The sequence below is a fragment of the Isoptericola croceus genome, from assembly GCF_029382255.1.
Classification (GTDB): domain Bacteria; phylum Actinomycetota; class Actinomycetes; order Actinomycetales; family Cellulomonadaceae; genus Isoptericola; species Isoptericola croceus.
Genome location: NZ_JARLLG010000002.1, coordinates 97,620 through 122,879, shown reverse-complemented (window position 1 = coordinate 122,879; position 25,260 = coordinate 97,620). Strand labels below are relative to the sequence as shown.

Genomic DNA, 25,260 nt, shown 5'->3' with positions numbered 1-25,260 from the left:
ACTCCCGCGTTCGTGCGATCTGCGTGATGTTCCCTCCGGGCTCACCGACCTACGGTGGCGGTGCTGGTTCGTGGGCACCCGCCCAGGGACCACGCCGCCACGCCGTCCTGGACGTGGAGCAGACAGGAGAGCGCTGATGAGTGACGATCCTCGCCGCACGGTCGTCGGCAGCCCGCTGCCGGTCGAGCGGTCGCTGCCCTTCCCTGCGCGCCGGTCGGGCAGCGTCGCAGGCCGTACGCTCGGCGAGTCGACGTACTCGCCGCTCCCGCCCGAGCGCCGGCTCCCTCCCGGAACGCCGAACATCCTCGTCATCCTCATCGACGACGCGGGTCCTGCGCTCCCGACGACGCTGGGTGGCGCCGTGCGGACACCGACGCTCGACCGCGTCAGGGCGAACGGCGTCGGCTACAACCGGTTCCACACGACGGCGATGTGCTCGCCCACCCGCGCATCGCTCCTGACCGGACGCAACCAGCACCGGGTCGGCAACGGGCAGATCGCCGAGCTCGCGAACGACTGGGACGGATACTCCGGTCGCATCCCTCCGAGCAGCGCCACCGTCGCCGAGGTGCTGCGCCAGTACGGGTACTCGACGGGCGCCTGGGGCAAGTGGCACAACACGCCGGCCGAGGAGACGACGGCGGTCGGCCCGTTCGACCGATGGCCCACCGGGTACGGCTTCGAGTACTTCTACGGCTTCCTCGCCGGAGAAGCCTCCCAGTACGAGCCGAACATGGTGCGCAACACCACCACCGTCCTCCCACCGAAGACTCCGGAGGAGGGATACCACCTCAGCGAGGACATCGCCGACGACGCGACGAGATGGCTCCGGGACCACACGGCGAACGCACCCGACAGACCGTTCTTCATGTATTGGGCCACCGGCGCGCTGCACGGCCCGCACCACATCATGAAGGAGTGGGCCGACAGGTACGCCGGTGAGTTCGACGACGGGTGGGACGCCTACCGGGAACGCTCGTTCACGGGCGCCAAGGCTGCCGGCTGGATTCCCGAGGACGCCGAGCTCACACCACGACCGGAGCAGCTCGACGCGTGGGACGACATCCCGGAGCACCAGAAGCCGTTTCAGCGGCGGCTCATGGAGGTGGCCGCCGGGTTCGGCGAGCACGCCGACGTGCAGGCAGGCCGCGTCATCGACGAGATCGAGCGCCTGGGCCACCTCGAGAACACGCTGGTGTTCTACATCTGGGGCGACAACGGATCCTCGGGTGAAGGGCAGAACGGCACCATCAGCGAGCTGCTCGCCCAGAACGGAATCCCGACGACGGTCGACCAGCACATCGAGGCCCTCGACGACCTCGGCGGGCTGGACGCGCTCGGGACCCCCGCGACCGACAACATGTACCACGCGGGCTGGGCCTGGGCGGGTTCGTCCCCGTACCAGGGCATGAAGCTGATGGCCTCCCACCTCGGGGGCACCCGCAACCCGCTGTTCATCAGCTGGCCGGCGCGTCTCGAGCCGGACCCGCAGCCCCGCACACAGTTCAGCCACGTCAACGACGTGGTCCCCACCATCTACGAGATCCTCGGCATCACCGCCCCGGAGACGGTCGGCGGCGTCCCGCAGGACCCGATCGACGGGACGAGCCTCGCCTACTCGTTCGACGACGCGCAGGCCGACGAGCGGCACCGCACGCAGTATTTCGAGGTCATGGCAAGCCGCTCGATCTACGCCGACGGGTGGATGGCCAGCGCGACCGGCCCGCGACTGCCGTGGGTGCCCGGCCTGCCGCCGGGCATCAAGACCTGGACGCCGGACCAGGACCGGTGGGAGCTCTACCACCTGGACTCCGACTGGAGCCAGGCCCGAGACCTCACGGACGAGTACCCCGAGAAGCTGGCCGAGCTCAAGGAGACCTTCGCGATCGAGGCCGCTCGCAACGACGTCCTGCCGGTCGGCGCTGGTCTCTGGGTGCCCGTCATGCACCCGGAGTACCGCATCACGCCGCCCTACTCGCAGTGGACCCTGTCCGGGGACACTGTCCGGATCCCCGAGTTCTGCGCCCCGGCCCTGGGCAACCGGCCGAACGTCGTGACGATGGACGTCACCGTCGGCGACAGGGCGAACGGTGTGCTGTACAAGCTGGGCGGTGCGGGTGGCGGGCTCACCTGCTTCCTGCTGGACGGCGTCCTCGTCTACGAGTACAACCTTTTCCTCGTGCAGCGGACGGTCGCCCGGTCGGACGGCCCCGTGCCCGCCGGCACCCACGAGGTCGAGATCGAGACGCGGTTCGCCGGCGATCCCCGGCCCGCCGGACCCCTGCGGGTGTCGCTGCGCGTCGACGGTGCCGAGGTCGGATCAGGCACCGTCCCGGTCAGTGCACCCCTGCTCTTCTCCGCGAACGACTGCCTCGACATCGGGCGCGCGTACGGAGGTGCGGTCTCGCGGACGTACGCGGACCGCTTGCCCTTCGCGTTGGAAGGACGCATCGGCACCGTGCACGTCGAGTACCTTCGTCCCGCATCGGCACCGTGACCTCGGCTCCGTCACCCTCCGCGCCCGACGCGACGATGACGCTCGTCCCCGGCGGGACGTTCATGATGGGCAGCGACGACTTCTATCCTGACGAGCGGCCCGTCCACCGCCGGGTCGTCGAGCCGTTCCTGCTCGACCGTCACGTGGTCACGAACGAGGACTTCGTACGCTTCGTCGCGGACACCGGGCACGTGACGGTCGCTGAACGGCCGATCGAGGAATCCGACTACCCGGACGCCGCTCCCTGGCAGCGGGCACCGGGTGCACTGGTGTTCACAGGGACACGGGGGCCCGTCGACCTGCGGGACTGGAGCCGATGGTGGCGCTGGCAGCCCGGCGCGCAGTGGCGCCACCCCGAAGGGCCGGGCTCGTCCATCGAGGCACGGATGGACCACCCCGTCGTCCAGGTGTCCTTCGAGGACGCGGCGGCATACGCGTGCTGGGCGGGGAAGCGACTGCCCACGGAGGCCGAGCACGAGTACGCCGCCCGCGGCGGTGGCGACGACCGTGCCCCGTTCGCCTGGGGCGACGAGCAACATCCGGGCGGCGTCGTCCGGGCGAACACGTGGCTCGGACGGTTCCCCTATGACAACCAAGGACCGTTCGGTGCCTCGACCGCTCCCGTGGGTACTTACCCGGGCAACGGGTTCGGCCTGTACGACATGATCGGCAACGTCTGGGAGTGGACGAGCGACTACTACACGCAGCGTCATCACCCGCCCGGCACGGCCCAGGTCGAAGCCGGGGCGCGCCCCACCCTGCTGGCGGGCGTCGGTGCCGAACCGGGGTCGAGCATCCCACGGCGGGTCCTCAAGGGCGGGTCGTACCTGTGCTCTCCGGACTACTGCCTCCGCTTCCGTCCGTCGGCCCGCTCACCGCAGGCGGAGGACACCGCCACGACGCACATCGGGTTCCGCTGCGCGCGCGACCGCTGACGGCCGCCGTCCGGACTTCACCCATTCTGCGTGAGGACGACGTGGCCAGGTGGAGCGAACCTTGACTGGGGCCCGCGACCGGCGCGGGCGTGCATCGGGAGGACGGTCACGATGACGCAAGAGCTCAGCGACCCGCTCGACGGCGGGCTCGGCGACCTGGAGGAGTCCGGTCCCATCGACTTCTTGATCATCGAGCTGCCCACGGACCGCGCCACAGGCGACGCCGCCTTCCCCCACCTGCTGGACCTGGTGGACCGGGGCATCGTCCGGGTCCTCGATCTCGTCGTCATCCGACGGCACCCCGACGACACCGTCACGGCCGTCGGCCTCGAGGAGCTCGACGACGGTTCGACGGGCCTGGAAGTGTTCGCCGGGGCCCGATCCGGGCTCCTCGACGACGACGACCTGGCCGAGGCCGCGCAGACGGTCGAACCCGGCCGGACCGCCGTGATCCTCGTCTACGAGAACACCTGGGCCGCGCCCTTCGCCCTGGCGCTGCGGCGCAACGGTGCGCAGCTGGTCGCGAACGGACGTATCCCCGTCCAGGCCCTGCTCGCGTCCTTGGACGCCTCGGACGCCTGAAACCTGTTCGCTCGGAGAAACGGAGAATCTCGTGCCCGGACTGCTCCGCGGTGTCGCACGCACCGCCGTCGTCGCCGGGACGGCGACCGCCGTCTCGAACCGCGTCTCGCGCCGCCAGGCAGGGCGCTGGGCCGCGCAGGACACCGCGCGACCACCCGCCCCGGCGTACGCCGCCCCGGATCCCTGGTCCGCGCCGGCACCGCCTGGCCCGCCCCCCGTACCGCCGTCGTCGGCCTCCGGCCCAACCAGCATGGACGCTCGGATCGAACAGCTCGGACGACTGGCCGCGCTCCGTGACCAGGGAGTCCTCAGCCCTGCCGAGTTCGACGCGCAGAAGGCGCGCATCCTCGCCGACTGACCTCGGTCGGCCCGACGAAAGGCATGGAGATGGATTCGTTCTGGGACTGGTTCTGGCTGATGATGTGGTGGTTCTTCTTCGTCATGTACCTGGTGGTCCTCTTTCAGATCGTCGCGGACCTCATCCGCGACCGTCATCTGAGCGGGTGGTGGAAGGCCCTGTGGGTCGTGGCGCTCATCCTCGTCCCGTTCCTCTCGGCGCTGGTCTACCTGATCGCTCGGGGCCGCAGCATGGCCGAGCGGCACGCGCAGCGTGAGGCGAGCGCACATGCGGACGCCGCGGCTTACATCCGCAGCGTGGCGGGCACGTCCGCAACGGCACAGATCACCGAAGCGAAGGCCCTGCTCGACGCCGGAACGATCGACGAGCGCGAGTTCGCCTCTCTCAAGGCGAAGGCTCTCGCCTGACCGACGCAGCTGCTACGACGGGGATGGGGCACCCACCGCATCCCCGTCGGCCTGCGCATGCTTCGGCGGGTGTGGCGCCGCGACGGGCTCGTCCGGGACGGCGTCGGCGTCGTCCGCGCGGAAGTGTGCCCCGTGCTCCACGGCGGCGACCCCGTCCGTGGCGGACGCCGCACTGTCAGGCAGCTCGTCGGGCAGGATCTTCCCCGACCCGAAGTCGGACTTGTCCCGTGTGCTCATCCTCCGATCCAAGCACCGTCCAGCGGCGCTCGCGCGATGTGACGGACGCCGTCGCGCGCGGTGGCCGCGCAGTGCGAGGATCGACCCATGACCGACCAGACGACCGCCGCGGGCGACCCCGTTGCCGTGACCCCCTCCCCCACCGACCCGCTGTGGGTCGAGCGCACCGGCACCCGCACCTACCGCGGGCACACCGCGCGCGGCGCCAGCGTGGAGATCGGCCCGGCGTCCGAGGGCGCCGTCTTCACCCCGGGCGAGCTGCTGAAGATCGCGCTCGCCGCCTGCGCCGGCATGGCCAGCGACACGAAGTTCTCCCGCGTGCTCGGCGACGACTACCGCGTGACCATCCGCGTCGAGGACGCCAAGGACATGGCCGACGACCGGTACCCCGTGCTCACGGAGAAGTTCGAGATCGACCTGTCGGGCCTCGACGACAGGACCCGTGAGAAGACGCTGCTGCTGGCGCAGCGGTCGATCGACCGGGCCTGCACCGTGGGCCGCACGCTCAAGGCCGGCGCCGAGGTCCCCGACGCGCAGTTCGCGCCGCCGGCGGAGTCCTGAGTTCCTGGTGTCCGCACGCGCGGCGCACCGCGTGGAGGTGTCGCGGATCGTGCCGGTCGACGCCGAGACGGCGTTCGACCGGGTGAGCGACCCGCGGAACCACCCTCGGTGGATCCCGCTGACGCGCTTCGAGGGCGACCCGCCGGCGGCGCCCGCCCCCGGCGTGGCGTTCACCATGATCAGCGGCCCTGGTGCCCGCGGCGGCCGGAGCGGGCTCGTCGACCGGATGACCACGGTGGAGCACGTCCCGCCCTCGACGGCGCACGGAACCCTCGGTCGCAGCGTGGTGCGCAAGGCAGGACCGGTCCTGCTGGGCACCGCGGGCCTCGACGTCGTCCCCGTGGACGAGCACCGCGCCCGCGTCGTGTGGTGGGAGGAGGCCTACCTCGCGGGGCCGTGGCCGCGCCGCGCGAACGAGCTCGCGGTGGGCCTCGTCCTGCGCGGGATGCTGGCGCTCGCGCTGTGGAGGTTCGGCCGAGAGGTCGCGCGGCGTCGCGGGTAGTGTCGCAGGGATGAGCCCGTCGGACGTGACTCCGGAAGCCGGACGCGAGGTCGAGACCTGGACCCGCTACCGCCCCACTCCCCTGCTCGACTCGTTCCTCGACAAGGCCGTGACGATCCCGTCCGCGGCGATCCACAAGCACGTCGACGTGGTCCGGCGCCGCAACCCCGAGGCGGACCCGGCGCGGGTGATCCACATCCTGGAGCGCGAGTACCTCACCGTGGTGTCCACGACCGGCGGCGCGGTGGGCGCGGCGGCCGCGGCGCCCGCGGTCGGGACCACGGCTGCCGCCGTGCTCACCTCCAGCGACATCGCCACCTTCTTCGCGACGTCGGCGGCGTTCTCCCTCGCCGTCGCGGACGTGCACGGCGTGCCCATCGACGACGTCCCGCGACGGCGCGCCCTGCTGCTGGCGACGGTGCTCGGCGACGCCGGGGCCCGCGACGTCCAGCGCGCCACCGAGGGCTCCCAGCTCGCCTGGGGCAAGGTGCTGCTCACGTCCATGCCGCAGACGGCGATCAAGCGCGTCAACCGCGTGCTCACGCACCGGTTCCTCAAGCGGCAGGTCGCCAAGCAGGGCACGCTCGCGCTCGGGCGGATGATCCCGTTCGGGGTCGGCGCGGTCGTGGGGTTCGCCGGCGGCCGGGCGCTCGGGCACGGCGTCGTGGCGCAGTCACGGTCCGCGTTCGGGGTGCCGCCCGCCCACTTCCCCCGCGTCATCGAGAACGCGCCGCCGGCGCTCGAGGAGGCCGGGCCCGCCGCCCCCTCGCCTGTGCGGTTCCGCCGATTCCGGCGCCGAGGTTCGGACATCTCCGACGACGACGGCGCCCGCCCGGGCGCGTAGTCTCGGGAGCGTGAGCATCTCACCCGACCAAGCAACCGCCGTCGACCCCGCGCTCGCCGCCCGCCTGCCGGAGCTGCGCGAGCAGTACGCCGCGCTGCAGGCCCAGGGACTGAGTCTCGACCTGACCCGTGGCAAGCCCTCGGCCGAGCAGCTCGACCTCTCCGAGGCGCTGCTGTCGCTGCCCGGCGAGGGGAACCACACCTCCGCGTCCGGCACGGACGTGCGCAACTACGGGGGGCTCGCGGGCCTGCCGGAGCTGCGCGAGATCTTCGCCGAGCTGCTCGGCGTGCCGACCGACCAGCTCCTCGCCCAGGACAACGCCTCGCTGCGCCTCATGTACGACTGCGTCGTCCAGGCGCTGCTGTTCGGCGTACCCGGTGGCGAGGGGCCGTGGTCCGCCGCGGACGGGCCGATCACGTTCATCTGCCCGGTGCCCGGCTACGACCGGCACTTCGCGATCTGCGAGGAGCTGGGCATCCGCATGGTGACCGTCCCCATGACGCCGGACGGCCCCGACGCCGAGGCCGTGGCCGCGCTGGTGGCCGACGACCCCTCGATCAAGGGCATGTGGGCCGTGCCGACGTACGCCAACCCGGACGGGTCGGTGGTCTCCGAGGCGGTCGCGAAGCGGCTCGTCTCGATGCCCACCGCCGCCGGCGACTTCCGCATCTTCTGGGACAACGCCTACGCGGTGCACCACCTGACGGAGCACGAGACCAAGTCGGCGAACGCCATCGACCTGGCGGTGGAGGCCGGCAACCCCGACCGCGTGCTGATGTTCGCCTCGACGTCGAAGGTGACGTTCGCAGGCGCGGGCGTGTCGTTCCTGGCGTCGTCGCCGGCCAACATCGCCTGGTTCACCAAGCACCTGTCGTTCCGGTCGATCGGGCCGGACAAGGTCAACCAGCTCCGCCACGCGCAGTTCTTCGGTGACGCCGCGGGTGTGCGGGCCCACATGGCCAAGCACCGCGAGATCCTGGCGCCGAAGTTCGCCGCGGTGGTCGCGATCCTGTCCGAGCGGCTCGCGGACGCGGGCGTGGCGACGTGGACGGACCCCGACGGCGGCTACTTCGTCTCCGTGGACGTGGTGCCGAGCACCGCGTCACGGGTCGTGGAGCTCGCGAACGAGGCGGGCATCAAGCTCACGCCCGCCGGGGCGACCTTCCCGTATGGCAAGGACCCGCGCGACCGGAACATCCGGCTCGCGCCGTCGATGCCGCCGCTGGACGAGGTGCGGGTCGCCATGGACGGCGTCGCGACGTGCATCCTGCTCGCCGCCGCGGAGGTCGCTGCCGCCTGACGCTCGCGTCGACCGGCCCGTCCGTCGTTGTGGGCGCGAAAAATGGCCCGTGATGTCCGCTTGAGGCGGATATCACGGGCCATTTTTCGCGCCCACAACGCGGAGTCGACTCAGCCGAGGACGGCCTTGAGGAACGCCTTGGTCCGGTCGTGCCGCGGGTTCGTGAACATCGTCTCGGGGTCCGCCTCCTCGACGATCTGCCCCTTGTCGAACATGAGCACGCGGTCCGACACCTCGCGGGCGAACTGCATCTCGTGCGTGACCAGCAGCATCGTGATGTCGGTCGTGTCCGCGATCTCTCGAAGCACGTCCAGCACGTCGGCGACGATCTCCGGGTCGAGGGCCGAGGTGACCTCGTCGAGCAGCAGGATCTCCGGGTCCATCGCCAGCGCACGGGCGATCGCCACGCGCTGCTGCTGGCCACCCGAGAGCTGGTTGGTCTGGAAGTCACGTTTCTCGGGCATGCCCACCTTGTCGAGCAGGCGCTCAGCGTCCGCGATCGCCTCGTCCTTGGCCTTGCCGAGCACGTGGACCGGAGACTCGATGATGTTCTCGAGCACGCTCATGTTCGGGAAGAGGTTGAACTGCTGGAAGACCATCCCGACGCGCTTGCGCACCACGCGGCGACGCTTCTCGGGGACAGCGACCCACTTGTCGCCCTTGTACTCGTGTGTGTACGGGTCACCGTCGATGAGGATCAGACCCCCGCTGAGCTCCTCCAGAGTCATGAGCAGCCGCAGGATCGTCGTCTTACCGGATCCGGAGGGCCCGATCAGCGTGATGCGCTGACCCTGCGGAACAGAGAAGTTCAGCCCGTCCAGCACGACGTTGTCGCCGAACCGCTTGACGACGTCGCGGAACTCGATGGCGGGCGCGGTGCCCGTGGATGTGGTCATGGTCTGGCTCCCTGCGGAAGGGTTCGGGTCAGGCAAGGCGGATCTCCATCCGGCGCACCAGCAGCGACGTGGGGTAGCTGACGATGAGGAAGAGCAGCCCCACCATGGTCAGCGGCTCGATGTAGGAGAAGGTGTTCGCCCCGTAGCTCTGCGCCTCGGAGAACATCTCCACCACCGAGATGGCGAAGAGGAACGGCGTCTCCTTGAACATGGAGATCGCATAGTTCCCCAGGCCCGGCAGCGTGTTCCGGATCGCCTGCGGCAGGATGACCGCGCGCCAAGTGCGCCCCGGCGCCATGTTGAGCGCGGTGGCTGCCTCCCACTGCCCCTTCGGCACCGACTCGATGCCGGCGCGGTACACCTCGGACATGTAGGTCGCGTAGTGGATGCCGAGCACGATGCAGCCGATCGCCAACGAGGGCACCTGAACGAACAACAGGTTCACGAAGACGAGCTGCACCAGCAGCGGTGTCATGCGGATGAAGTCCGAGACGAACCGCAGCGGCATGGTGATCCAGCGCGAGCGGGCCCGCATGGCCAGCGCGATCACGAGCCCGAGGATCGAGGCGATGACCATGCCGACGACGGTGGCCAGCACCGTGATCTGCAGACCGTTCAGGAGGTCCGGGAGCACGTCCCAGGCCGTCTCCCAGCTCCAGATGCCGCTGTCGTTCATACGAGACCTCCCTTCGCCGTCGACGGTGTCGTCGCGGGCAGCTCGGAGGTCACCATGGGCTTGGTGCGGAACATCTCGGCGAGCGTCGGGCGGGTGCCGCGACCGAGCCGGCGCTTGGCACGCTCCTCCAGCCAGTTCATGCCCCAGGTGAGCAGGTAGGCGATCACGAAGTACACGAGCAGACCCACCGTGTAGCTGAAGATGGTGTCGCTGTTGGCGCGGCGCAGCTGCACGGTCCAGAAGTTCAGGTCGTGCAGGGTGATGTAGTACGCCAGTGCCGAGCCCTTGAGCAGCTGGATCAGCAGGTTGGTGAGCATGGGGATCATGAGCGCCCAGGCCTGCGGGAAGATCACCCGGCGCACCCGGTGGAACCAGCTCATGTTCAGCGCGATGGACGCTTCCCACTGGCCGCGTGGCACGGAGGCGATCGACCCGCGCACCACCTCGGAGCCGTACGCACCGTAGTTGAGGCCCAGCGCGACGATCCCGACGGCCAGCGCCTCCATCTTGAAGCCGAAGACGGGCAGCACGTAGAAGACCCAGAAGAGCTGCACCACCAGCGAGGTGCCGCGGAAGAACTCCACGATCACGCGGGACGGCCCGCGCACCCAGAGGGACTGGGTACGCGAGCCGAACCCGAGCACCAGCGCGACGATCATGGCGAGCACGGCGCCGCCGAGGGTCAGCTGCAGCGTGACGAGGACGGCATCACCCAGGCTCGGAAGCCTGTTGATCAGTGACTGGATGTCGGCGGACATCAGGTCAGGAGCCCAGCCCCAGCTCGTCAGAGATGGCCTCGAGGTCGCCCTCGCAGAGCATCTCGGCCGTCAGGCCCTCCGGCGGACGCTCGGCCTCGGTGAACCCGAACTCCCCGAGCACCTCGGCGTAGCGGTCCGGGTCGCCGATGACCGTGGCGGCCTGCTCGTTGTAGGCGGCGAGCAGCTCGGTGTCCTCCTGGCGGAACACCGTCGCGCCGGCGCCGATCTGGGCGACACCGTCGATGACGGCGGTGAACGCCTCGGTCGCCTCGACGGGCGCGTCCGTGCCCTCGGCGAGGGCACGCAGCGAGATACCGGTCAGGGCGAAGGCGTCGGCACGGCCGGAGACGACGGCGTCGAGGCCGTCCTGCGGCGAGCCGACCTCGATGGTGTCCACGTCGGTGTCGTCGGCGTAACCGGACTCGATCGCCCCGCCCATGACGGCCAGCGTCAGGTCGGTGCCCTCGACGGACTGCCAGTCGACCAGGCCGTCCGGGTTGCCCTCGGGCACGAGGAAGGCGGTGGTGTACATGATCTCGGGCTCGCTGAAGGCAGCCTGCTCACAACGGTCGGGCAGGATCGACATGCCGGCGCTGATCGAGTCGTACCGGCCGGCGGTGAGGCCCGGGATGAGCGAGTTCCACTCGGTGAGCGTGCCCTCGACGTCGTCGATGCCGAGCTCGGAGTAGACCACCTCGTTGAGGGCGATCGCGGCACCGGTGAGCTCGCCGTTCTCGTCCTCGTAGCTGTAGGGCTCCTCGCCGTTGAACGCGACGTTGATGGTGCCGGCGTCCTGGAGCTGGGCGAGGGTCGATCCGTCGCCGTCGCCGTCGCCGTTCGAGCCGCCGTCGTCGACGCTCGTGCAGGCGGTCAGGGCCGTCAGAGCAAGGACGGAGCCGGCGGCGAACAGTGCGCGGCGGCGATGCGTGGTCCTGGTGGACTGCACGGTGGTCTCCTTCCGTCGCCCCGACGCGAGCGCTGCGGGGCTGGGTGTGCGGACGATCCGCCACGGTAGCGGCGTTTCGGACGATCCGACAATGGGCGTGTCGGCTCGTCCGATTGTCCTACAATCTCAGGAACGGCGCGAACACGCGGTTCGACACGGCAGAATTCACCTCGCGACACACGGCGGCAACATCGCTTCACCCGTGATCGTTGTCGTGTCGTGACCTCGGAAGGAGCCTGCATGCCCCCGTCCAGCCGACCTACCCCCGGTGCCGCACCGACGCTCTCGCCCGTCACCCGGCCTTCCACGGTGGATCTCATCACCGTCGAGCTGCGCAACGCCATCTACTCGGGCGCGCTGCGGGTGGGGTCCCCGATCCGCGAGGTCGAGATGGCCGGCCAGCTCGGGGTGAGCCGCGGCCCGTTCCGGGAGGCGGCCCAGCGCCTCGTCGCCGAGGGACTCGTCGTCGCCACCCCGGGGCGGGGCCTCTCGGTGCGGACCATCGGCGTCGAGCGCATCCGCCCCCTGTACGCCGCCCGCACCATGGTCGAGACGACGGCGGCGCGCATCGCTGTCGAGCGCGCGAGCGACCAGCAGGTCGCCACGGTCCGCGCAGCCCACGACGCGCTCGCGCAGGCCGACACCACGCACGACGCCCTGCAGGTCGGCGCCGCCGACCTCAACGTGCACTGGGCGCTCGTGGCCGCGAGCGGCAACCCCTGGCTCCTGCGCTGGATGACCACGCTCATCGTCGAGGTGCGCATCGCCAGCTTCACGGTCAGCGAGGAGTACGCGGTGCGCAAGGACGCCGCCGCGTCACACGCGCCGCTCGTGGAGCGGCTCGAGGCCCGCGACGCCGACGGCCTGGACGCCGCGATCCGGGCCAACCTCGACGACGCCGTCACCCGCCTGCTCACCCCCGAGGATGCCGACGTGGAGACCCTGGAGGAGCCGCGCCCGCTGCCGGCGCCCCGCCTGGAGCCGATCGACCTCTGACCCCGGCGTTGTGGGCGCGATTTCTGGGCCCCCAAACCCCGCAGAACAGGCATATCGGGCCAGAGATCGCGCCCACAACCAGGGGTCGGGGCGGGATCAGCGGCTTTGCTGCATCGCCTGGGACCGGCGCTCGCGCTCGTAGTCGGCGGCACGCCACGACGTCATCCCGCCGACGACGACGGCGACCGGCTCGTCCGCCGCGTCCCGCACCACCTCGATCGGCTCGCCCACGGGCCCGAACCCGCCGTGCACCTCCGGCCGCAGCACCGACCCGTCCACGGTGAGTTCCTCGGCACCCACGAAGGGATCCGCCTGCCGCGGGTCGATCAGCCACAGCCGCTCCCCCAGCCGCACCACGTCGACCATGCCCCACAGGTTCGCGAACCGGCCGGTCCACCGGTCGAGGCCCTCCGCCCCCGTCAGGTCTGGCGCGGCAGGCGAGCCGTGCGCGTCCGCAGCGACCGGGCTCCCGTCCGCACCGCCGTCGTCGGACAGGGCCTTGCTGACCAGCGCGAAGAGACCGGCGGCGATCGGGTCGGCGGGGCCGTCGACGGCGTTCGTCAGGACGGCGACCGCGACCCCGCGCTCCGGGTCGAACCACGTGCGCGTGATCTGCCCGGGGAACCCGCCCGAGTGTCCGACGACGCGCCGTCCGGCGATCTCGCGCGCCTCGAAGCCCAGGCCGTACTCGCGGCGCGGAACGCCCGGGCGCTCCACCACCGACTCGGTGCGCTGCAGCAGGCGGCGCATCGCCGGGCTGAGCAGGTCGGAGCCCTCGCCGTGCGCGGCGGCCCAGCGCACCAGGTCGCGGGCGGTGGAGCAGAACCCCGTCGCCGCGGCGAGCGCCCCGGTGGTGACCGCGGCCACCGGCAGCCGCCCGTCGGCGAACCGCACGGGCAGCCCCGGCTCGGCGAGCGTCGGCGCCGAGTGCCCGACGACGGCACGCCGTTCGAGGCCCTCGTCGAGCTCGGGGTACGTGTCGGCCAGCCCGAGCGGATCGAGCAGGTCGGCGCGCACGTGCTCGGAGTACGGGGTGCCGGTCACGGCCTCGACCGCCAGGCCGAGCAGCCCGTACGCGAGGTTCGAGTACTTGAACACCTCGCCACGACCGAGCACGTCTCCGCTGGTCAGGACGGCGTCGAGCAGGTGGGCGCGGTCCGGGAACGGCGCACCGAGCTGCCAGAAGTCCGCATCCTCGCCGTCCCGGCGGACGCCACCGGTGTGCCCGAGCGCCTCGCGGACGGTGACGTCGCCGACCGGAGCGCCCCCGAGCTCGGGCACGTACGCCGCGAGCGGGTCGTCCAGGCGCATCTGGTCGCGCTCGACGAGCCGGGCGACGGCCGTGGCGGTGAACGTCTTGGAGTGCGACGCGACGCGGAAGAGGTGGTCCGGGCGCAGCGGGGTGCCCGATGTCAGGTCGGTGACGCCCCAGGCCCCGTCCAGCACCACCTCGCCGCCGACCAGCACGGCGTACTGGACGCCGGGGACGCGGGCGAGCGCGGCCCGGGTGGCGACCCACTCACCGAGGTAGGCGGTGTTCAGGTGGTCCGTGGTCGGGCGCGCCAGGGCGCGCTCCGGTACGCCGGCGAGGGTCATGCCCGCCACCCTAGCCGCGGCCGGGGGCCGGTCCACGGGAGACCGATGAAAAACCTGTCGGAGGCGGGTCGTACGTTCTACCGTGGAACTACCCACCGACAGGAGCACCCCATGAATGACGCCGCGGGCGGATCCCCGCCACTCGCCGTCGAGGCGACCGGCCTCGTCAAGCACTTCACGTCGGGCAAGAAGGTCACCAAGGCCGTCGACGGCGTCGACCTGGCGATCCCCACCGGGAGCGTCTTCGGGCTGCTCGGCCCCAACGGCGCCGGCAAGACGACGGTGGTGCGCATGCTCGCGACGCTGCTCCGCCCGGACGACGGCACCGCCCGCGTGCTGGGCCACGACGTCGCCCACGACGCCGACGCCGTCCGTGCCGCCGTCGGCCTCACCGGACAGTACGCGTCCGTGGACGAGGACCTGACGGGCACGGAGAACCTCCTCATGCTCGCCCGGCTCTACGGGTTCCGGGGTCGCGCCGCGACGCAACGCGTGGCGAACCTCCTCGAGGCGTTCAGCCTCACCGACGCCGGGTCGCGGCAGGTCAAGACGTACTCGGGCGGCATGCGCCGCCGCATCGACCTCGCCGCATCGCTCGTGCTGTCCCCGCGGGTGCTGTTCCTCGACGAGCCGACCACCGGCCTCGACCCCCGCTCGCGCAACCAGGTGTGGGACATCGTGCGGGTGCTCGTCGACGACGGCGCGACCGTGCTGCTGACGACGCAGTACCTCGAGGAGGCGGACCAGCTGGCCGACCGGATCGGGGTCATCGACCACGGCCTGCTCATCGCCGAGGGCACGTCCAGCGAGCTGAAGCGGTCGGTCGGTGCGGGCGCGGTGGACCTCCGCCTGGCCGACGCCGCGCAGCGCGCCGAGGCCGTCGCCGTCGTGCGGCGCGTGCTCGGCACCGAACCGACGCTGCCGACCGACCCGTACGCCCTCAGTGCGCGGGTGCCCGACGACGGCGCCCACCTGGTGGCGCAGGTCCTGCCCGCGCTCGGCGAGGCCGGGATCGCCGTCCCGGAGTTCTCGCTCGGGCAGCCGAGTCTCGACGAGGTGTTCCTGACGCTGACCGGCGAACCGCTCCCGCCGGACGAGACGAGCGACGGCGCCGCCGTCGAGGAGGAGATGTCCCGATGAGCGCCGTCGACATCAGCACGACGTCCCTGCGTGAGGCCGTGGCACTGGAGACGCGGCCGGCACGACCCTCGGCGGTCGCCACCTCGTTCACGTTCGCGTGGCGGGCGCTGCTCAAGATCAAGCATGTCCCGGAGCAGCTGTTCGACGTGCTCGTCTCGCCGGTCATCTTCACCCTGATGTTCACGTACCTCTTCGGCGGGGCGCTGGCAGGCTCCACGAACGCCTACATCCAGTTCCTGCTGCCCGGCATCCTGGTGCAGACGATCATCATCGTCACCGTGTACACGGGCTACACGCTCAACACGGACATCACCAAGGGCGTGTTCGACCGGTTCCGTTCGCTGCCGATCTGGCGGCCCGCACCGATCGTGGGTGCGCTGATGGGTGACACCGTCCGGTACACGATCGCCTCGGTCATGTGCATCGGGCTCGGGCTGCTCATCGGGTTCCGCCCGGCAGGCGGCGCGCTCGGAGTGATCGCGGGCGTGGCGCTGCTGCTCGTCTTCGCCTTCGCGCTGAGCTGGATCTTCACGATCCTCGGCCTGCTGCTGCGCACGCCGAACGCCGTGATGGGCGTGTCCATGATGGTGCTCATGCCGCTGACGTTCGCGTCGAACATCTTCGTGGACCCGGCAACCATGCCGTCCGGGCTGCAGGCCTTCGTGAACATCAACCCGGTCTCGCACCTCGTCACGGCCATCCGTGGGCTGATGGGCGGCACGGCAGGCTGGGGCGACATCGTGACGGTGCTGATCTCCGCCGTGATCATGACCGCGGTGTTCGCGCCGATCACGATGTACCTCTACCGCAACCGCCACTGACCCCTCGAATGTTGTGGGCGCGATTTCTGGCCCGATATGCCCCTTTGTGAGGCTTGATCGGGCCAGAAATCACGCCCACAACGACTACCTGAGGGCTCGCCGAGTGCGTTCGACCAGCCTCGTCCCGTCCCCGACGATGTCGTCGGCCACCGCGACGACGACCGTCACCCCGATCTCCTCGAGCCATCGCCGGCGGCGAACGTCATCGCGCCACTGCTCCTTGTCGGTCCGGTGCTGGTCCCCGTCGTACTCGATCGCGACCATCCGCGCGGGATAGAGCATGTCGCACCGCTTCACGTAGGTCCCGTCGGCCAGACGGACCACCTCGTTCACCCGGGGGCACGGCAGGCCGGCACTGGTCAGGAGCAGTCTCGTGCGCGTCTCCATGACCGAGTCCGTCCCCGGCCGGACCCGCTCGACCTGTTCGCGCACCTGCGTGATGCCCTTGACCTTTCGCGTCGCCTCGGCCGTGCGAGCCAGCTCGGCGACCGACGTGAGCATCTGCTTGCGGCGCAGGAACGAGTCGCCGAGGACGACGACGTCGTCGGGCCGCCGGAGACCGACACCGACGTGGACGAACGTCTGGGCCGGCGACGTCACCCGCAGCCCAGCGACCTCCACGACGTCGAGGCGCTTCTGACGGCTGCGGTGCGCGACGACGCCAGGACGGTCGACGCGTTCCGCCGGATTCGACGACACGACGTGCAGCGCGTCGTCGCCAGCGAGCGTCCATGGCACGTCGACGCCGAGCAGCCGCAGCGCGGTCCCGTGGCTGAAGGCCACGGAGTCGCCCAGCACGGTCGCGAGTGCCTGGCAGCGGGTGAGGAGATCGGTGCGGGCAGCTGCTGCAAGACGTACCCCGTGGAACGGTGCCACCAGCTCACCGCCTGCCCGGAGCGACTCGGCGGAGGCACCGCGAACGAGAGCTGACCGCACGGAGAACGGAGACGACGGGCGCGGATCGGGCATCGGCATGTGCCGACCGTGGCAGAGCCGGCCGCCAGCTCGCTTCGCTCATCCACAGCCCCGGGCAACCACCGGTTGTGGGCGCGATTTCTGGCCCGCCGAGCACCACAAATGGGGCGAAACGGGCCAGAAATCGCGCCCACAACAATCAGAAGGGTCAGGCTGCGGGGTCGGCTTGCATCTCCTCGTCACACTTGCGAGTGACGACCAGCACCGGGCACTGCGAGTGGTGCAGCACCGCCTGGCTCGTCGAACCGAGCAGCAGACCGCGGAACCCGCCACGTCCTCGCGAGCCCACGACGATGAGATCCGCCGCCGACGAGAACTCGGTGAGCAGCTCGGCACCCGAGCCGTCCAGCACGTGGCGCTTGATCGTGATGCTCGGGTGCTCCGCCTCGACCTGGTCGACGATGACGTCCAGACCGGCCTTGATGTCGGCGAGGACCTGCTCGTGGTCGATCTGAGAGGGCAACCAAGCGAGCACGCCGGCCCCGGAACCGAGAGGCACCCCGGCCACGGCGACGAGCTCGGCCCCCCAGGACTCTGCCTGCCCGACGGCGTGCCGCAGCGCGACCTCGGACGTCGGGGAACCGTCGACACCGACGACGATCCGACGGACGTCGTGCACCAGGTCACCGTCACGGCGCTCCGGGTCGTCGGCTCCGGCGCGGTGCGGGACGACGACGGTCGGGCAGTGCGCGTGCGCCGGGAGTGCCGACGACACGGTACCCAGCAGACGCTCGGTGAACCCACCCCGGCCGCGGGTCCCGACGACGGCCAGGCAGTGCTCGGCCGACATCTCGACGAGGACACCCGCGGCGTCTCCCGTGGCAACCGTGCCCTCCACCTTGACTCCGAGGCCCGAGACCCGAGCCTCGGCCTCGGCGAGGACGGCCTTCGCTCCCTCGGCGATGGCGGTGTCGTCGAGCGCCGCATAGCCGCCGTCGAGCGACGCCGCGGTGAATGACGGCAGCGAGTAGCTGCACACGATGTGCAGGCCCCACCCGACCCGCTGGGCATACGCCGCAGCCCAGTCCAGCGCGTGCAGGCTCGCGGTCGAACCGTCGACGCCCACCAGGACGACCTCCGGACGTGTCATGTCGCGCCTCCCGTCATGCCCGGACCTCGACGTCCGGAACAACCATGGTTCAAGCGTAACGAAAGACGGCCGCAAGGTGTAGCAAAGAGAAGCACGACGCCCCGACGTTCACGAAGAACGTCGGGGCGTCGGTGATGTGGAGGAGGCTGATCAGCCCGTGACCCGGAGGAACACCGGGTTGGACTGCCACAGGGAGCTCTGGCGGACTGTCCATCCACCCGGCCGCGTGGCCTCGATCTGCTGACCGTTGCCGATGTAGATGGAGATGTGACCGGGCGACCAGATGAGGTCACCAGGCTGCGCCTCGGCACGCGACACCACGGTGGTCGCGGAGGAGCTGCGCATCTCGCTGGACGAACGCGGCAACGACGTCACGCCGACCTGGGCGTAGGCGTAGGTGACCAGGCCCGAGCAGTCGAAGCCGGACGGCGACGCACCGCCGACCACGTACTTGGTGCCGATGTAGCGGGCCGCGATCGAGGCGACCTGTGATCCGCGCGAGCCGTTCGCGGCGGGAGCCGGGGTGGACTCGGCGGGGGCGCTCGCGGTGCTGGTGTCGACCGCGGTGCGCTCGGCCGAGCGGGACGGGGCAACCTCGCGGACGGGCTTCGGCTCGGGCTTCGGCGCGGCCTTGATCTCGGCCTTCGCCGCGATCTTGGGGGTGACCCGCTCGACGGAGACCTTGGCGTCGGCGTCGACGGTGACGACGGGTGCCGCCTCCAGCGCGGTACGGGCCTGGTCGGTCAGCGCGCCGAGATCAACGGTGCTGAGCTTCTTCGCCGCGTCGCTGTCGACCGGAGCGGCGTGCGCCGCGGTGGCGCCACCGATCGTCGACACGAGCAGGCCACCGGCAGTGGCCACGACGGCGGCCCGACGACCAGCAGCCGCGGACGGTGCCAGCATGGGGCGGCGGGCGGCACGGTGCTTGCCGCGCGTCCTGGTAGGTGCGTTCACGTCTTCCCTCTCCTGTCGCCTACGAGGTCAGCTGTCGGGTTCGGGTGGGAGAAATCACCCGGCCGTCCAGGACCGTGGTCCTGTCTGGCTTCACCCCAAGGACACCGTCTCCGATGCCCGAAAGTGGGTCCCCCGCTCCTGCCGGCGGTCTTGGTTCCCTGACCGGTGGCAGGACTCGGCGTCCGGTCAGGATCCGGCAGAGTGCTCCACCGGACGGGGAAACCGTAGCGGATCCCGGCGGCCATGTCACGTTTCGATCACGACGACGCGGGGACGACTGCGTCACACCACTCCGGAACCACTCTGCACGCCCCGCTGAGGCCCGGGTAGACGGCCCGCGGGGAACACCCTCTCGGGGCGTCGGCAGGTCTCAGCGGGCCACGGACGCGACAACGCCCTGCCGCGCATCTCGCGCGACAGGGCGTTGGACGGATGGTGGTAGGAGTCAGCCCACGCGGATGAACGTGGGGTTCGACTGCCAGATGTTCCGGAACTGGATCGTCTTGCCCGGACGAGGGGCGTCGATCTGCGTGTTGCCACCGGCATAGATGCCGATGTGGCCCGGGGTCCAGATGATGTCGCCCGGCTGTGCGTCCGCACGCGAGACGACCGTCCCGGCGTAACGCTGCGCCGAGGAGGAACGCGGCAGCGAGATGCCGGCCTGCGCGTAGACGTAGGAGGTGAAGCCCGAGCAGTCGAAGCCCGACGGCGTCGAGCCACCGGAGACGTACGGAACACCCACGTAGCGCGAGGCGATCGAGACGATGGTCGACCCCTTGGCCGAGGCCGGCGCGGCGGCGGGCGTCGCGGCGGACTCCGTGCTCGCGGAGGAGCTGCCGATCGCGGTGCGCTCGCCGGAACGCGACGGGGCGACCTCGCGGACGGCCTCCGGCTCGGGCGCGGCCTTGATCTCGGCCTTCGCGACGATCTTGGGGGTGACCCTCTCGACGGAGACCTTGGCGTCGGCGTCGACGGTGATGACGGGTGCCGCCTCCAGCGCCGTACGGGCCTGGTCGGTCAGCGCGCCGAGATCAACGGTGCTGAGCTTCTTCGCCGCGTCGCTGTCGACCGGAGCGGCGTGCGCCGCGGTGGCGCCACCGATCGTCGACACGAGCAGGCCACCGGCAGTGGCCACGACGGCGGCCCGACGACCAGCAGCCGCGGACGGCACCAGCATCGGACGGCGTGCGGCACGGTGCTTGCCACGCGTGGTGCGAGCAGTCACGTTCAACCTCTCCGTTCGCCTACGAGGTCAGCTGTCGGGTTCGGGTGGGAGAAATCACCCGGCCGTCCAGGACCGTGGTCCTGTCCGGCTTCACCCCAAGGACACCGTCTCCGATGCCCGAAAGTGGGTCCCCCGCTCCTGCCTGGCGGTCGTCCGTGGGAACCGGGGCGGCGGCAGGGTTAGGCGTCCGTCCCGGCACTCGCCGGAGGAGCCTCCCGCGAGCGAGTCTGACCGTACCGGAACCAGCGGTCGATGTCACGCTCCGGTCACGGTGCGGGCGACGCGGCACGTGCGAGCTGCCGCACCCGCTCAGCGGGCCGCCACGAACAGGTGCTTGGCGAGGTCGTCGGGCAGCTCGAGGCCCTCGTCGGCCCCTGCGGCCTGCACGGCGTAGTAGTCGCCCAGCGTGCGCGCCTCGATCCGCGCACCCGGCACGAGCCCGACGTTCGCGAGCCGGGCGAGGAACTCGTCGTCGACCTGGACCGGCTCGGCGATCCGCTGGAGCACGATCGACACGTCCTCGGCCCCGCCCCGCAGGAACGCCGGCAGCGACTGCACACCCTCGAGGAACGGCACGTCCTCGTACTGCTCGCCCAGCTCGGACAGCCCGGGGATCGGGTTGCCGTAGGGGTCGTGGTGCGGGTGGTCCAGGAGGGTGACGAGGCGGCGCTCGACGAGGTCGCTCATCACGTGCTCCCAGCGACACGCCTCGTTGTGGACGTGCTCCCAGTCGAGCTTGATGACGTCGGTGAGGAGCCGCTCGGCCAGCCGGTGCTTGCGCATGACGCGCGTCGCCTTCGCACTGCCGTCGTCGGTGAGCTCGAGGTGGCGGTCGCCCGTGACGACCACCAGCCCGTCGCGCTCCATCCGGGCGATCGTCTGGGAGACCGTCGGCCCCGAGTGCCCGAGGCGTTCCGCGATCCGCGCGCGGAGCGGCGTGATGCCCTCCTCGCCCAGCTCGTAGATCGTCTTCAGATACATCTCGGTGGTGTCGATCAGGTCGGTCACGTCCACTCCCGTCTTGAGGCCCGGGCCTAGTCTATTCGCACACGTCACCGTTCCGGCGTCCCTGCGCGTGCGGACGATCCACCATGCGAGCCACGGAGTCACCATGACCGTCCAGATCCCCTCGTCGATGCTGCCGTCGGACGGCAGGTTCGGCTCCGGCCCGTCGAAGGTCCGCACCCCCCAGGTCCTGGCCCTGCGGGACGCCGGCGACCCGGCGCGGCCCGTCCTGGGCACCTCGCACCGCCAGCCTCCGGTCAAGGACCTGGTCCGTCGCGTGCGGGGAGGGCTCGCCGATCTCTTCGACCTTCCCGACGGCTACGAGGTGGTGCTCGGCAACGGCGGTTCGACGGCGTTCTGGGAGGTCGCCGCGGCGAGCCTCGTCCGCGAGCGGGCACAGCACGCGACGTTCGGCGAGTTCGGCGCCAAGTTCGCCGCGGCCACCCGCCGCGCACCCTTCCTGGCGGCGCCGGAGGTGGTCGAGGCCGCGGCGGGGAGCGTCGCGTACCTCACGCCGTCGGACACCGTGGACGTCTACGCCACGCCCCACAACGAGACCTCGACGGGCGCGATGGCACCGGTGCGCCGCCCGACCGGGACCGACCAGCTCGTGCTGACGGACGCGACATCGGGCGCGGGCGCCCTGCCGGTCGACCTGCGCGAGACGGACGTCTACTACTTCGGCCCGCAGAAGGCCTTCGGGTCCGACGGCGGGCTGTGGCTGGCGCTGTGCAGCCCGGCCGCGATCGCGCGGGCCGCTGAGGTGGAGGCCTCCGGCGGCGACCGCTGGGTGCCCGAGTTCCTGTCGTTGACGACGGCTTTGGCGAACTCGCGGCAGGACCAGACGCTCAACACGCCGGCGGTCGGGACCCTGGTGATGCTCGCCGATCAGGTCGAGTGGATGCTCGGGCAGGGCGGGCTGGAGTGGTCGAGCCGGCGCTGCGCGTCCTCGGCGGAGATCCTCTACGGCTGGGCGGAGGGCTGCGAGTGGGCGTCTCCGTTCGTCACCGACCCCGTGGAACGGTCGGCGGTGGTCGGGACGATCGACCTGGACGAGCGGGTCGACGCGAGCGCCGTCGTCGGGCACCTGCGGGACAACGGGGTGCTCGACGTGTTTCCGTACCGCAAGCTCGGCCGCAACCAGATCCGGGTCGGGATGTTCCCCTCGGTCGAGCCGGACGATGTCGCCGCGCTCACCGAGTGCGTAGAGTACGTAGTCGGCGAACTCACCTGAGGCCGTATGGCGGGATTTCACCCGCTCCCGAGGCGATTTCACCCGCCCGCTGTTAACATTCCGGCGAAAGTTACAAAGCCGACATGAGAGCAAAGGGGCTGGCACATGCCGGAGATGGACCACTTCACGTACGGGATGCTGACCCCTCTCGCGGGATACGTCGCCTCGTTCATCGGCTGCCTCACCGGGTTGTCCGCGACCTCGCGCGCCCGCGCCACCTCCACCGCGGCGGCCAAGAGCGTCTGGTTGCTGATCGGCGCCGTGTCGATCGGCGGGACAGGCGTGTGGGTCATGCACTTCATCGCCATGCTCGGCTTCACCGTCCACGACATGCCGATCCACTACGACGTCCCCCTGACGATCGCCTCGGCCCTGCTGTCGATGCTCGTGGTGACGATCGGACTCTTCCTGGTCGGGTTCCTCGGGGACCGCGCCATCTTCCTGCTCGCCGGCGGGGTCGTGGTGGGCCTGGGCGTGGCGAGCATGCACTACCTCGGGATGGCCGCCATGGTGATGAGCGGCGAGATCCACTACGACACCTTGCTCGTCGCGACGTCGCTGGTCATCGCCGTCGTCGCCGGCACGGCCGCGCTGTGGCTCTGCGTGCACGTCAAGGGCTGGCTGCTGGCCACGGTGGCCGCGCTGGTGATGGCCGCAGCGGTCTCCGGCATGCACTACACGGGCATGGCGGCCATGCACATGACCGGGCCGATGACGGACGCACCCGGCGGCACCACGGCGCTGGAGCTGCTCGGACCGCTCATCGCGGGGGTGTTCCTCGTGACGATCGGGCTGATCTTCGTGGTGCTCATGTGGCCGACGGAGGACGAGATGCGCGAGCGGCAGGAGATCGCCGACCGCCTCAGCGTCCCGCACGTCTGAAGCGGCCGGGCGTCACCGGCCCACGCCCTTCCCGCCACCCGGCCAGGTTCGGCCAGGTTTGACCGGGTGTCCGGCAACGCCCGGTCACGCGGCGCGGGCATGCTCCCGGTCGGTGGTGGGCGGCGCGTCGAGGTAGACCACCTCGAGGTGGGGCCGGCGCAGCAGCCGGTAGCGCACCCTGAGCCGCCAGCTCCGCACGGCCCACGCCGTGGCGCCGAGCGCGACGACGAGCGTGGCGATCGACCCGATGAGGATCGCCCACCGTGGCCCGAAGGTCTCGCCGACCCACCCCACGACGGGCGACCCGATCGGTGTCGCCCCGAGGAAGACCATCATGTAGAGCGACATGACGCGGCCCCGCATGGCCGGGTCGGTCGAGGTCTGGATGGTGGAGTTGGCTGCGGTCATCATGGTCAGCGACGCGAGCCCGACGGGGATGCACGCCACCACGAACGACGGGAACGTGGGCATGAGGGCCATGACCGCCGACGCCACCGCGAACGCGAACGCCGCGCCGATCACGAGCCGCACGCGGGGGCGGTCGCGGCGGGCCGCCAGCAGGGCGCCCGTCAGCGACCCGATCGCCAGCACGGAGCCGAGCAGCCCGAACTCTCCGGCGCCGCGCTCGAACTCGACGCGCGCCATCATGGCGGACGTGAGCTGGAAGTTCAGCCCGAACGTGGAGACGACGGCCATGACGACCATGATCACGACGATGTCGCTCCGGCCCCGCACGTAGCGCAGGCCCTCGCGGATCTGCCCCTTGCCGCGGGGCGTCGGCTCGCGCGCCCACGTCGCCTCGGCCTTCATCAGGGCGACGGCAGCGATCGTGGCGGCAAAGGTGGCGCCGTTGATGACGAACACCCAGCCGGAGCCGACGGCGGCGATCAGCAGCCCGGCGACGCCCGGGCCCACGAGTCGAGCCGCGTTGAAGGACGCGGAGTTCAGGCCGACGGCGTTGGCGAGGCGCTCGGGAGGGACCAGCTCGGCGACGAACGTCTGCCGCACCGGGTTGTCGAAGGCGGTGACGACACCGAGCCCGAGGGCGAACGCGTACACCTGCCAGAGCTGCGCGTTGCCCGAGAGCACGAGCACGCCGAGGCCGAGCGCGAGCACGCCCATCGCACCCTGGGTGATCATCAGGAGCCGACGGCGGGGCAACCGGTCCGCGAGCAGGCCTGCCCACGGTCCGAGCAGCAGCAGCGGCAGGAACTGCAGGGCGGTGGTGACGCCGAGGGCCACGCCGGAGTCGTCGGTGAGATCGGTGAGCACCAGCCAGTCCTGAGCCACGCGCTGCATCCAGGTGCCCACGTTGGCCACGAGGGCGGCACCGAACCAGAGGCGGTAGTTGGGGTAGCGCAGGGAGGAGAAGGTGGTGCTCATCCAGCCGCCATCTTCGCGAGGATCTCGGTGGCGGCGGCGAGCGTGGCCCGCTCGTCGGGCTCGAGCTCCTCGAGGCGGCAGGTCAGCCAGGCGTCCCGACGACGGCGGGTCTCGGCGATCTCGTGACGCCCGGCGTCGGTGAGGCGCACCACGACCTGGCGCTTGTCCGTGGGGTGGTCAGCCTTCTCGACGAGGCCGAGCTCGGCCAGCGTCGTGACCGCTCGGGTCATCGCCGGCGGGCGGACGCGTTCGTGCTCGGCGAGCGCCCCGGGGCTCATCTCCCCGTGCCGGTGAAGGACGGCGAGGACCCCGAACTGTCCCTCGGGCAGGTCCGCCTCGCCGCGCTGGGTCCGCAGGCGGCGCGCGGCACGGGTGAGGGCGACGCGGAGGTCGCTGCTCAGCTCGGCGGGGTCGGTGGTCACTGTTCTTACTTTAGGTCATTACCTCACGCAATGAAATG

Annotated in this window: 27 protein-coding genes and 2 riboswitches; of the genes, 14 read left to right on the top strand and 13 right to left on the bottom strand. The window is 70.9% G+C overall.

Annotated features, from left to right (window positions below; translation table 11 throughout):
• Positions 1–136 precede the first annotated feature (136 nt).
• The 5 genes from PZC42_RS06515 to PZC42_RS06495 all read left to right on the top strand — a co-directional run bounded on the left by PZC42_RS06515 (position 137) and on the right by PZC42_RS06495 (position 4,779).
• The gene (locus PZC42_RS06515) at positions 137–2,497 is read left to right on the top strand and encodes an arylsulfatase (RefSeq protein WP_277209402.1); all 2,361 of its coding nucleotides are present in this window, start codon (positions 137–139) and stop codon (positions 2,495–2,497) included.
• Positions 2,494–3,432, top strand: a complete 939-nt coding sequence (locus tag PZC42_RS06510; protein WP_498041191.1) for a formylglycine-generating enzyme family protein — start codon at positions 2,494–2,496, stop codon at positions 3,430–3,432. Before PZC42_RS06515 ends, PZC42_RS06510 begins: the two co-directional genes overlap by 4 nt.
• Before the next feature lie 111 nt (positions 3,433–3,543).
• Positions 3,544–4,014: a DUF6325 family protein gene (locus tag PZC42_RS06505; protein WP_277209401.1), complete on the top strand. Its 471-nt coding sequence runs from the start codon at positions 3,544–3,546 to the stop codon at positions 4,012–4,014.
• 31 nt (positions 4,015–4,045) lie between these two features.
• The gene (locus PZC42_RS06500) at positions 4,046–4,372 is read left to right on the top strand and encodes an SHOCT domain-containing protein (RefSeq protein ID WP_277209400.1); all 327 of its coding nucleotides are present in this window, start codon (positions 4,046–4,048) and stop codon (positions 4,370–4,372) included.
• A 29-nt stretch (positions 4,373–4,401) separates the two neighbouring features.
• Positions 4,402–4,779 carry an SHOCT domain-containing protein gene (locus PZC42_RS06495; RefSeq protein WP_277209970.1) on the top strand — a complete coding sequence of 126 codons (378 nt, stop codon included), beginning with the start codon at positions 4,402–4,404 and terminating at the stop codon, positions 4,777–4,779.
• Between the two features lie 12 nt (positions 4,780–4,791).
• Here PZC42_RS06495 and PZC42_RS06490 read toward each other — a convergent pair whose 3' ends face one another.
• Positions 4,792–5,016, bottom strand: coding sequence for a hypothetical protein (locus PZC42_RS06490; protein ID WP_277209399.1), 225 nt, complete (start codon positions 5,014–5,016; stop codon positions 4,792–4,794).
• Positions 5,017–5,103: 87 nt separating this feature from the next.
• Here PZC42_RS06490 and PZC42_RS06485 point away from each other — a divergent pair, with 87 nt between their 5' ends.
• From PZC42_RS06485 to PZC42_RS06470, 4 genes are read left to right on the top strand one after another with little or no spacing between them, the layout of a single operon-like run.
• Positions 5,104–5,577, top strand: coding sequence for an OsmC family protein (locus PZC42_RS06485; RefSeq protein WP_277209398.1), 474 nt, complete (start codon positions 5,104–5,106; stop codon positions 5,575–5,577).
• Between the two features lie 7 nt (positions 5,578–5,584).
• A complete protein-coding gene (locus PZC42_RS06480; protein WP_277209397.1) occupies positions 5,585–6,079 on the top strand; it encodes an SRPBCC family protein in 495 nt (164 codons plus the stop codon).
• 10 nt (positions 6,080–6,089) lie between these two features.
• Positions 6,090–6,923, top strand: coding sequence for a hypothetical protein (locus tag PZC42_RS06475; RefSeq protein WP_277209396.1), 834 nt, complete (start codon positions 6,090–6,092; stop codon positions 6,921–6,923).
• A gap of 10 nt (positions 6,924–6,933) precedes the next feature.
• On the top strand, positions 6,934–8,223 hold the full coding sequence (locus PZC42_RS06470; RefSeq protein ID WP_277209395.1) for an aspartate aminotransferase type Ic: 1,290 nt from the start codon (positions 6,934–6,936) through the stop codon (positions 8,221–8,223).
• Between the two features lie 110 nt (positions 8,224–8,333).
• On the opposite strand, the gene PZC42_RS06465 is transcribed toward PZC42_RS06470, so the two are convergent.
• Genes PZC42_RS06465 through PZC42_RS06450 form a run of 4 tightly spaced genes read right to left on the bottom strand, consistent with a single transcriptional unit; the run spans position 8,334 to position 11,499 of the window.
• Positions 8,334–9,119 (bottom strand): amino acid ABC transporter ATP-binding protein, encoded by a 786-nt coding sequence (locus PZC42_RS06465; RefSeq protein WP_277209394.1) that lies wholly within the window; start codon positions 9,117–9,119, stop codon positions 8,334–8,336.
• A 28-nt stretch (positions 9,120–9,147) separates the two neighbouring features.
• Positions 9,148–9,795: an ectoine/hydroxyectoine ABC transporter permease subunit EhuD gene (gene ehuD, locus PZC42_RS06460; RefSeq protein WP_277209393.1), complete on the bottom strand. Its 648-nt coding sequence runs from the start codon at positions 9,793–9,795 to the stop codon at positions 9,148–9,150.
• Complete coding sequence (gene ehuC / locus PZC42_RS06455) at positions 9,792–10,553, bottom strand: ectoine/hydroxyectoine ABC transporter permease subunit EhuC (RefSeq protein WP_277209392.1); 762 nt, start codon at positions 10,551–10,553, stop codon at positions 9,792–9,794. The genes ehuD and ehuC overlap by 4 nt, the downstream gene beginning before the upstream one ends.
• 4 nt (positions 10,554–10,557) lie before the next feature.
• Positions 10,558–11,499 (bottom strand): transporter substrate-binding domain-containing protein, encoded by a 942-nt coding sequence (locus PZC42_RS06450; protein WP_277209391.1) that lies wholly within the window; start codon positions 11,497–11,499, stop codon positions 10,558–10,560.
• 240 nt (positions 11,500–11,739) lie between these two features.
• Between PZC42_RS06450 and PZC42_RS06445 the strand changes: the two genes are divergently transcribed.
• Positions 11,740–12,495, top strand: coding sequence for a GntR family transcriptional regulator (locus PZC42_RS06445; RefSeq protein WP_277209390.1), 756 nt, complete (start codon positions 11,740–11,742; stop codon positions 12,493–12,495).
• 96 nt (positions 12,496–12,591) lie between these two features.
• Here the strand turns inward: PZC42_RS06445 and PZC42_RS06440 are convergent, their stop codons facing one another.
• Entirely contained in the window at positions 12,592–14,091 is a 1,500-nt protein-coding gene (locus PZC42_RS06440) for a serine hydrolase domain-containing protein (RefSeq protein WP_277209389.1), read from the bottom strand.
• 111 nt (positions 14,092–14,202) lie between these two features.
• On the opposite strand from PZC42_RS06440, the gene PZC42_RS06435 reads away from it, so the two are divergent.
• Both PZC42_RS06435 and PZC42_RS06430 read left to right on the top strand, forming a co-directional pair.
• The gene (locus tag PZC42_RS06435; RefSeq protein WP_277209388.1) at positions 14,203–15,231 is read left to right on the top strand and encodes an ATP-binding cassette domain-containing protein; all 1,029 of its coding nucleotides are present in this window, start codon (positions 14,203–14,205) and stop codon (positions 15,229–15,231) included.
• On the top strand, positions 15,228–16,052 hold the full coding sequence (locus PZC42_RS06430) for an ABC transporter permease (RefSeq protein ID WP_277209387.1): 825 nt from the start codon (positions 15,228–15,230) through the stop codon (positions 16,050–16,052). Before PZC42_RS06435 ends, PZC42_RS06430 begins: the two co-directional genes overlap by 4 nt.
• A gap of 84 nt (positions 16,053–16,136) precedes the next feature.
• On the opposite strand, the gene PZC42_RS06425 is transcribed toward PZC42_RS06430, so the two are convergent.
• The 5 genes from PZC42_RS06425 to PZC42_RS06405 all read right to left on the bottom strand — a co-directional run bounded on the left by PZC42_RS06425 (position 16,137) and on the right by PZC42_RS06405 (position 21,304).
• Positions 16,137–17,027 (bottom strand): putative endonuclease domain-containing protein, encoded by an 891-nt coding sequence (locus PZC42_RS06425; protein ID WP_277209386.1) that lies wholly within the window; start codon positions 17,025–17,027, stop codon positions 16,137–16,139.
• 148 nt (positions 17,028–17,175) lie between these two features.
• Positions 17,176–18,117 (bottom strand): universal stress protein, encoded by a 942-nt coding sequence (locus PZC42_RS06420; protein WP_277209385.1) that lies wholly within the window; start codon positions 18,115–18,117, stop codon positions 17,176–17,178.
• 150 nt (positions 18,118–18,267) lie between these two features.
• Positions 18,268–19,071 carry a C40 family peptidase gene (locus PZC42_RS06415; RefSeq protein WP_277209384.1) on the bottom strand — a complete coding sequence of 268 codons (804 nt, stop codon included), beginning with the start codon at positions 19,069–19,071 and terminating at the stop codon, positions 18,268–18,270.
• A riboswitch (cyclic di-AMP (ydaO/yuaA leader) is annotated at positions 19,072–19,262 on the bottom strand. It lies immediately after the preceding gene.
• A gap of 254 nt (positions 19,263–19,516) precedes the next feature.
• Positions 19,517–20,296 (bottom strand): C40 family peptidase, encoded by a 780-nt coding sequence (locus PZC42_RS06410; protein WP_277209383.1) that lies wholly within the window; start codon positions 20,294–20,296, stop codon positions 19,517–19,519.
• 2 nt (positions 20,297–20,298) lie between these two features.
• Positions 20,299–20,454: riboswitch (cyclic di-AMP (ydaO/yuaA leader) on the bottom strand.
• Positions 20,455–20,605: 151 nt separating this feature from the next.
• Positions 20,606–21,304 (bottom strand): iron-dependent transcriptional repressor DtxR, encoded by a 699-nt coding sequence (locus tag PZC42_RS06405; RefSeq protein ID WP_277209382.1) that lies wholly within the window; start codon positions 21,302–21,304, stop codon positions 20,606–20,608.
• A 103-nt stretch (positions 21,305–21,407) separates the two neighbouring features.
• Between PZC42_RS06405 and serC the strand changes: the two genes are divergently transcribed.
• Together serC and PZC42_RS06395 are read left to right on the top strand one after the other, a co-directional pair.
• Positions 21,408–22,535 (top strand): phosphoserine transaminase, encoded by a 1,128-nt coding sequence (gene serC / locus PZC42_RS06400; RefSeq protein WP_277209381.1) that lies wholly within the window; start codon positions 21,408–21,410, stop codon positions 22,533–22,535.
• Between the two features lie 105 nt (positions 22,536–22,640).
• Entirely contained in the window at positions 22,641–23,417 is a 777-nt protein-coding gene (locus tag PZC42_RS06395; protein WP_277209380.1) for an MHYT domain-containing protein, read from the top strand.
• 84 nt (positions 23,418–23,501) lie between these two features.
• Here PZC42_RS06395 and PZC42_RS06390 read toward each other — a convergent pair whose 3' ends face one another.
• Together PZC42_RS06390 and PZC42_RS06385 are read right to left on the bottom strand one after the other, a co-directional pair.
• On the bottom strand, positions 23,502–24,800 hold the full coding sequence (locus PZC42_RS06390) for an MFS transporter (RefSeq protein ID WP_277209379.1): 1,299 nt from the start codon (positions 24,798–24,800) through the stop codon (positions 23,502–23,504).
• A complete protein-coding gene (locus tag PZC42_RS06385) occupies positions 24,797–25,222 on the bottom strand; it encodes a MarR family winged helix-turn-helix transcriptional regulator (protein ID WP_277209378.1) in 426 nt (141 codons plus the stop codon). Before PZC42_RS06385 ends, PZC42_RS06390 begins: the two co-directional genes overlap by 4 nt.
• Positions 25,223–25,260 lie beyond the last annotated feature (38 nt).

What these genes read in the sequence shown, in the direction of transcription:
- PZC42_RS06505 (WP_277209401.1), top strand. Translation starts at nt 3,544, where the DNA reads ATGACGCAAGAGCTCAGCGACCCGCTCGACGGCGGGCTCGGCGACCTG.
- PZC42_RS06430 (WP_277209387.1), top strand. Translation starts at nt 15,228, where the DNA reads ATGAGCGCCGTCGACATCAGCACGACGTCCCTGCGTGAGGCCGTGGCA.
- PZC42_RS06490 (WP_277209399.1), bottom strand. Translation starts at nt 5,016, where the DNA reads ATGAGCACACGGGACAAGTCCGACTTCGGGTCGGGGAAGATCCTGCCC.
- ehuD (WP_277209393.1), bottom strand. Translation starts at nt 9,795, where the DNA reads ATGAACGACAGCGGCATCTGGAGCTGGGAGACGGCCTGGGACGTGCTC.
- PZC42_RS06495 (WP_277209970.1), top strand. Translation starts at nt 4,402, where the DNA reads ATGGATTCGTTCTGGGACTGGTTCTGGCTGATGATGTGGTGGTTCTTC.
- serC (WP_277209381.1), top strand. Translation starts at nt 21,408, where the DNA reads ATGACCGTCCAGATCCCCTCGTCGATGCTGCCGTCGGACGGCAGGTTC.
- PZC42_RS06440 (WP_277209389.1), bottom strand. Translation starts at nt 14,091, where the DNA reads ATGACCCTCGCCGGCGTACCGGAGCGCGCCCTGGCGCGCCCGACCACG.
- PZC42_RS06420 (WP_277209385.1), bottom strand. Translation starts at nt 18,117, where the DNA reads ATGACACGTCCGGAGGTCGTCCTGGTGGGCGTCGACGGTTCGACCGCG.
- PZC42_RS06395 (WP_277209380.1), top strand. Translation starts at nt 22,641, where the DNA reads ATGCCGGAGATGGACCACTTCACGTACGGGATGCTGACCCCTCTCGCG.
- PZC42_RS06475 (WP_277209396.1), top strand. Translation starts at nt 6,090, where the DNA reads ATGAGCCCGTCGGACGTGACTCCGGAAGCCGGACGCGAGGTCGAGACC.
- PZC42_RS06515 (WP_277209402.1), top strand. Translation starts at nt 137, where the DNA reads ATGAGTGACGATCCTCGCCGCACGGTCGTCGGCAGCCCGCTGCCGGTC.
- PZC42_RS06390 (WP_277209379.1), bottom strand. Translation starts at nt 24,800, where the DNA reads ATGAGCACCACCTTCTCCTCCCTGCGCTACCCCAACTACCGCCTCTGG.
- PZC42_RS06445 (WP_277209390.1), top strand. Translation starts at nt 11,740, where the DNA reads ATGCCCCCGTCCAGCCGACCTACCCCCGGTGCCGCACCGACGCTCTCG.
- PZC42_RS06485 (WP_277209398.1), top strand. Translation starts at nt 5,104, where the DNA reads ATGACCGACCAGACGACCGCCGCGGGCGACCCCGTTGCCGTGACCCCC.
- PZC42_RS06435 (WP_277209388.1), top strand. Translation starts at nt 14,203, where the DNA reads ATGAATGACGCCGCGGGCGGATCCCCGCCACTCGCCGTCGAGGCGACC.
- ehuC (WP_277209392.1), bottom strand. Translation starts at nt 10,553, where the DNA reads ATGTCCGCCGACATCCAGTCACTGATCAACAGGCTTCCGAGCCTGGGT.
- PZC42_RS06465 (WP_277209394.1), bottom strand. Translation starts at nt 9,119, where the DNA reads ATGACCACATCCACGGGCACCGCGCCCGCCATCGAGTTCCGCGACGTC.
- PZC42_RS06425 (WP_277209386.1), bottom strand. Translation starts at nt 17,027, where the DNA reads ATGCCGATGCCCGATCCGCGCCCGTCGTCTCCGTTCTCCGTGCGGTCA.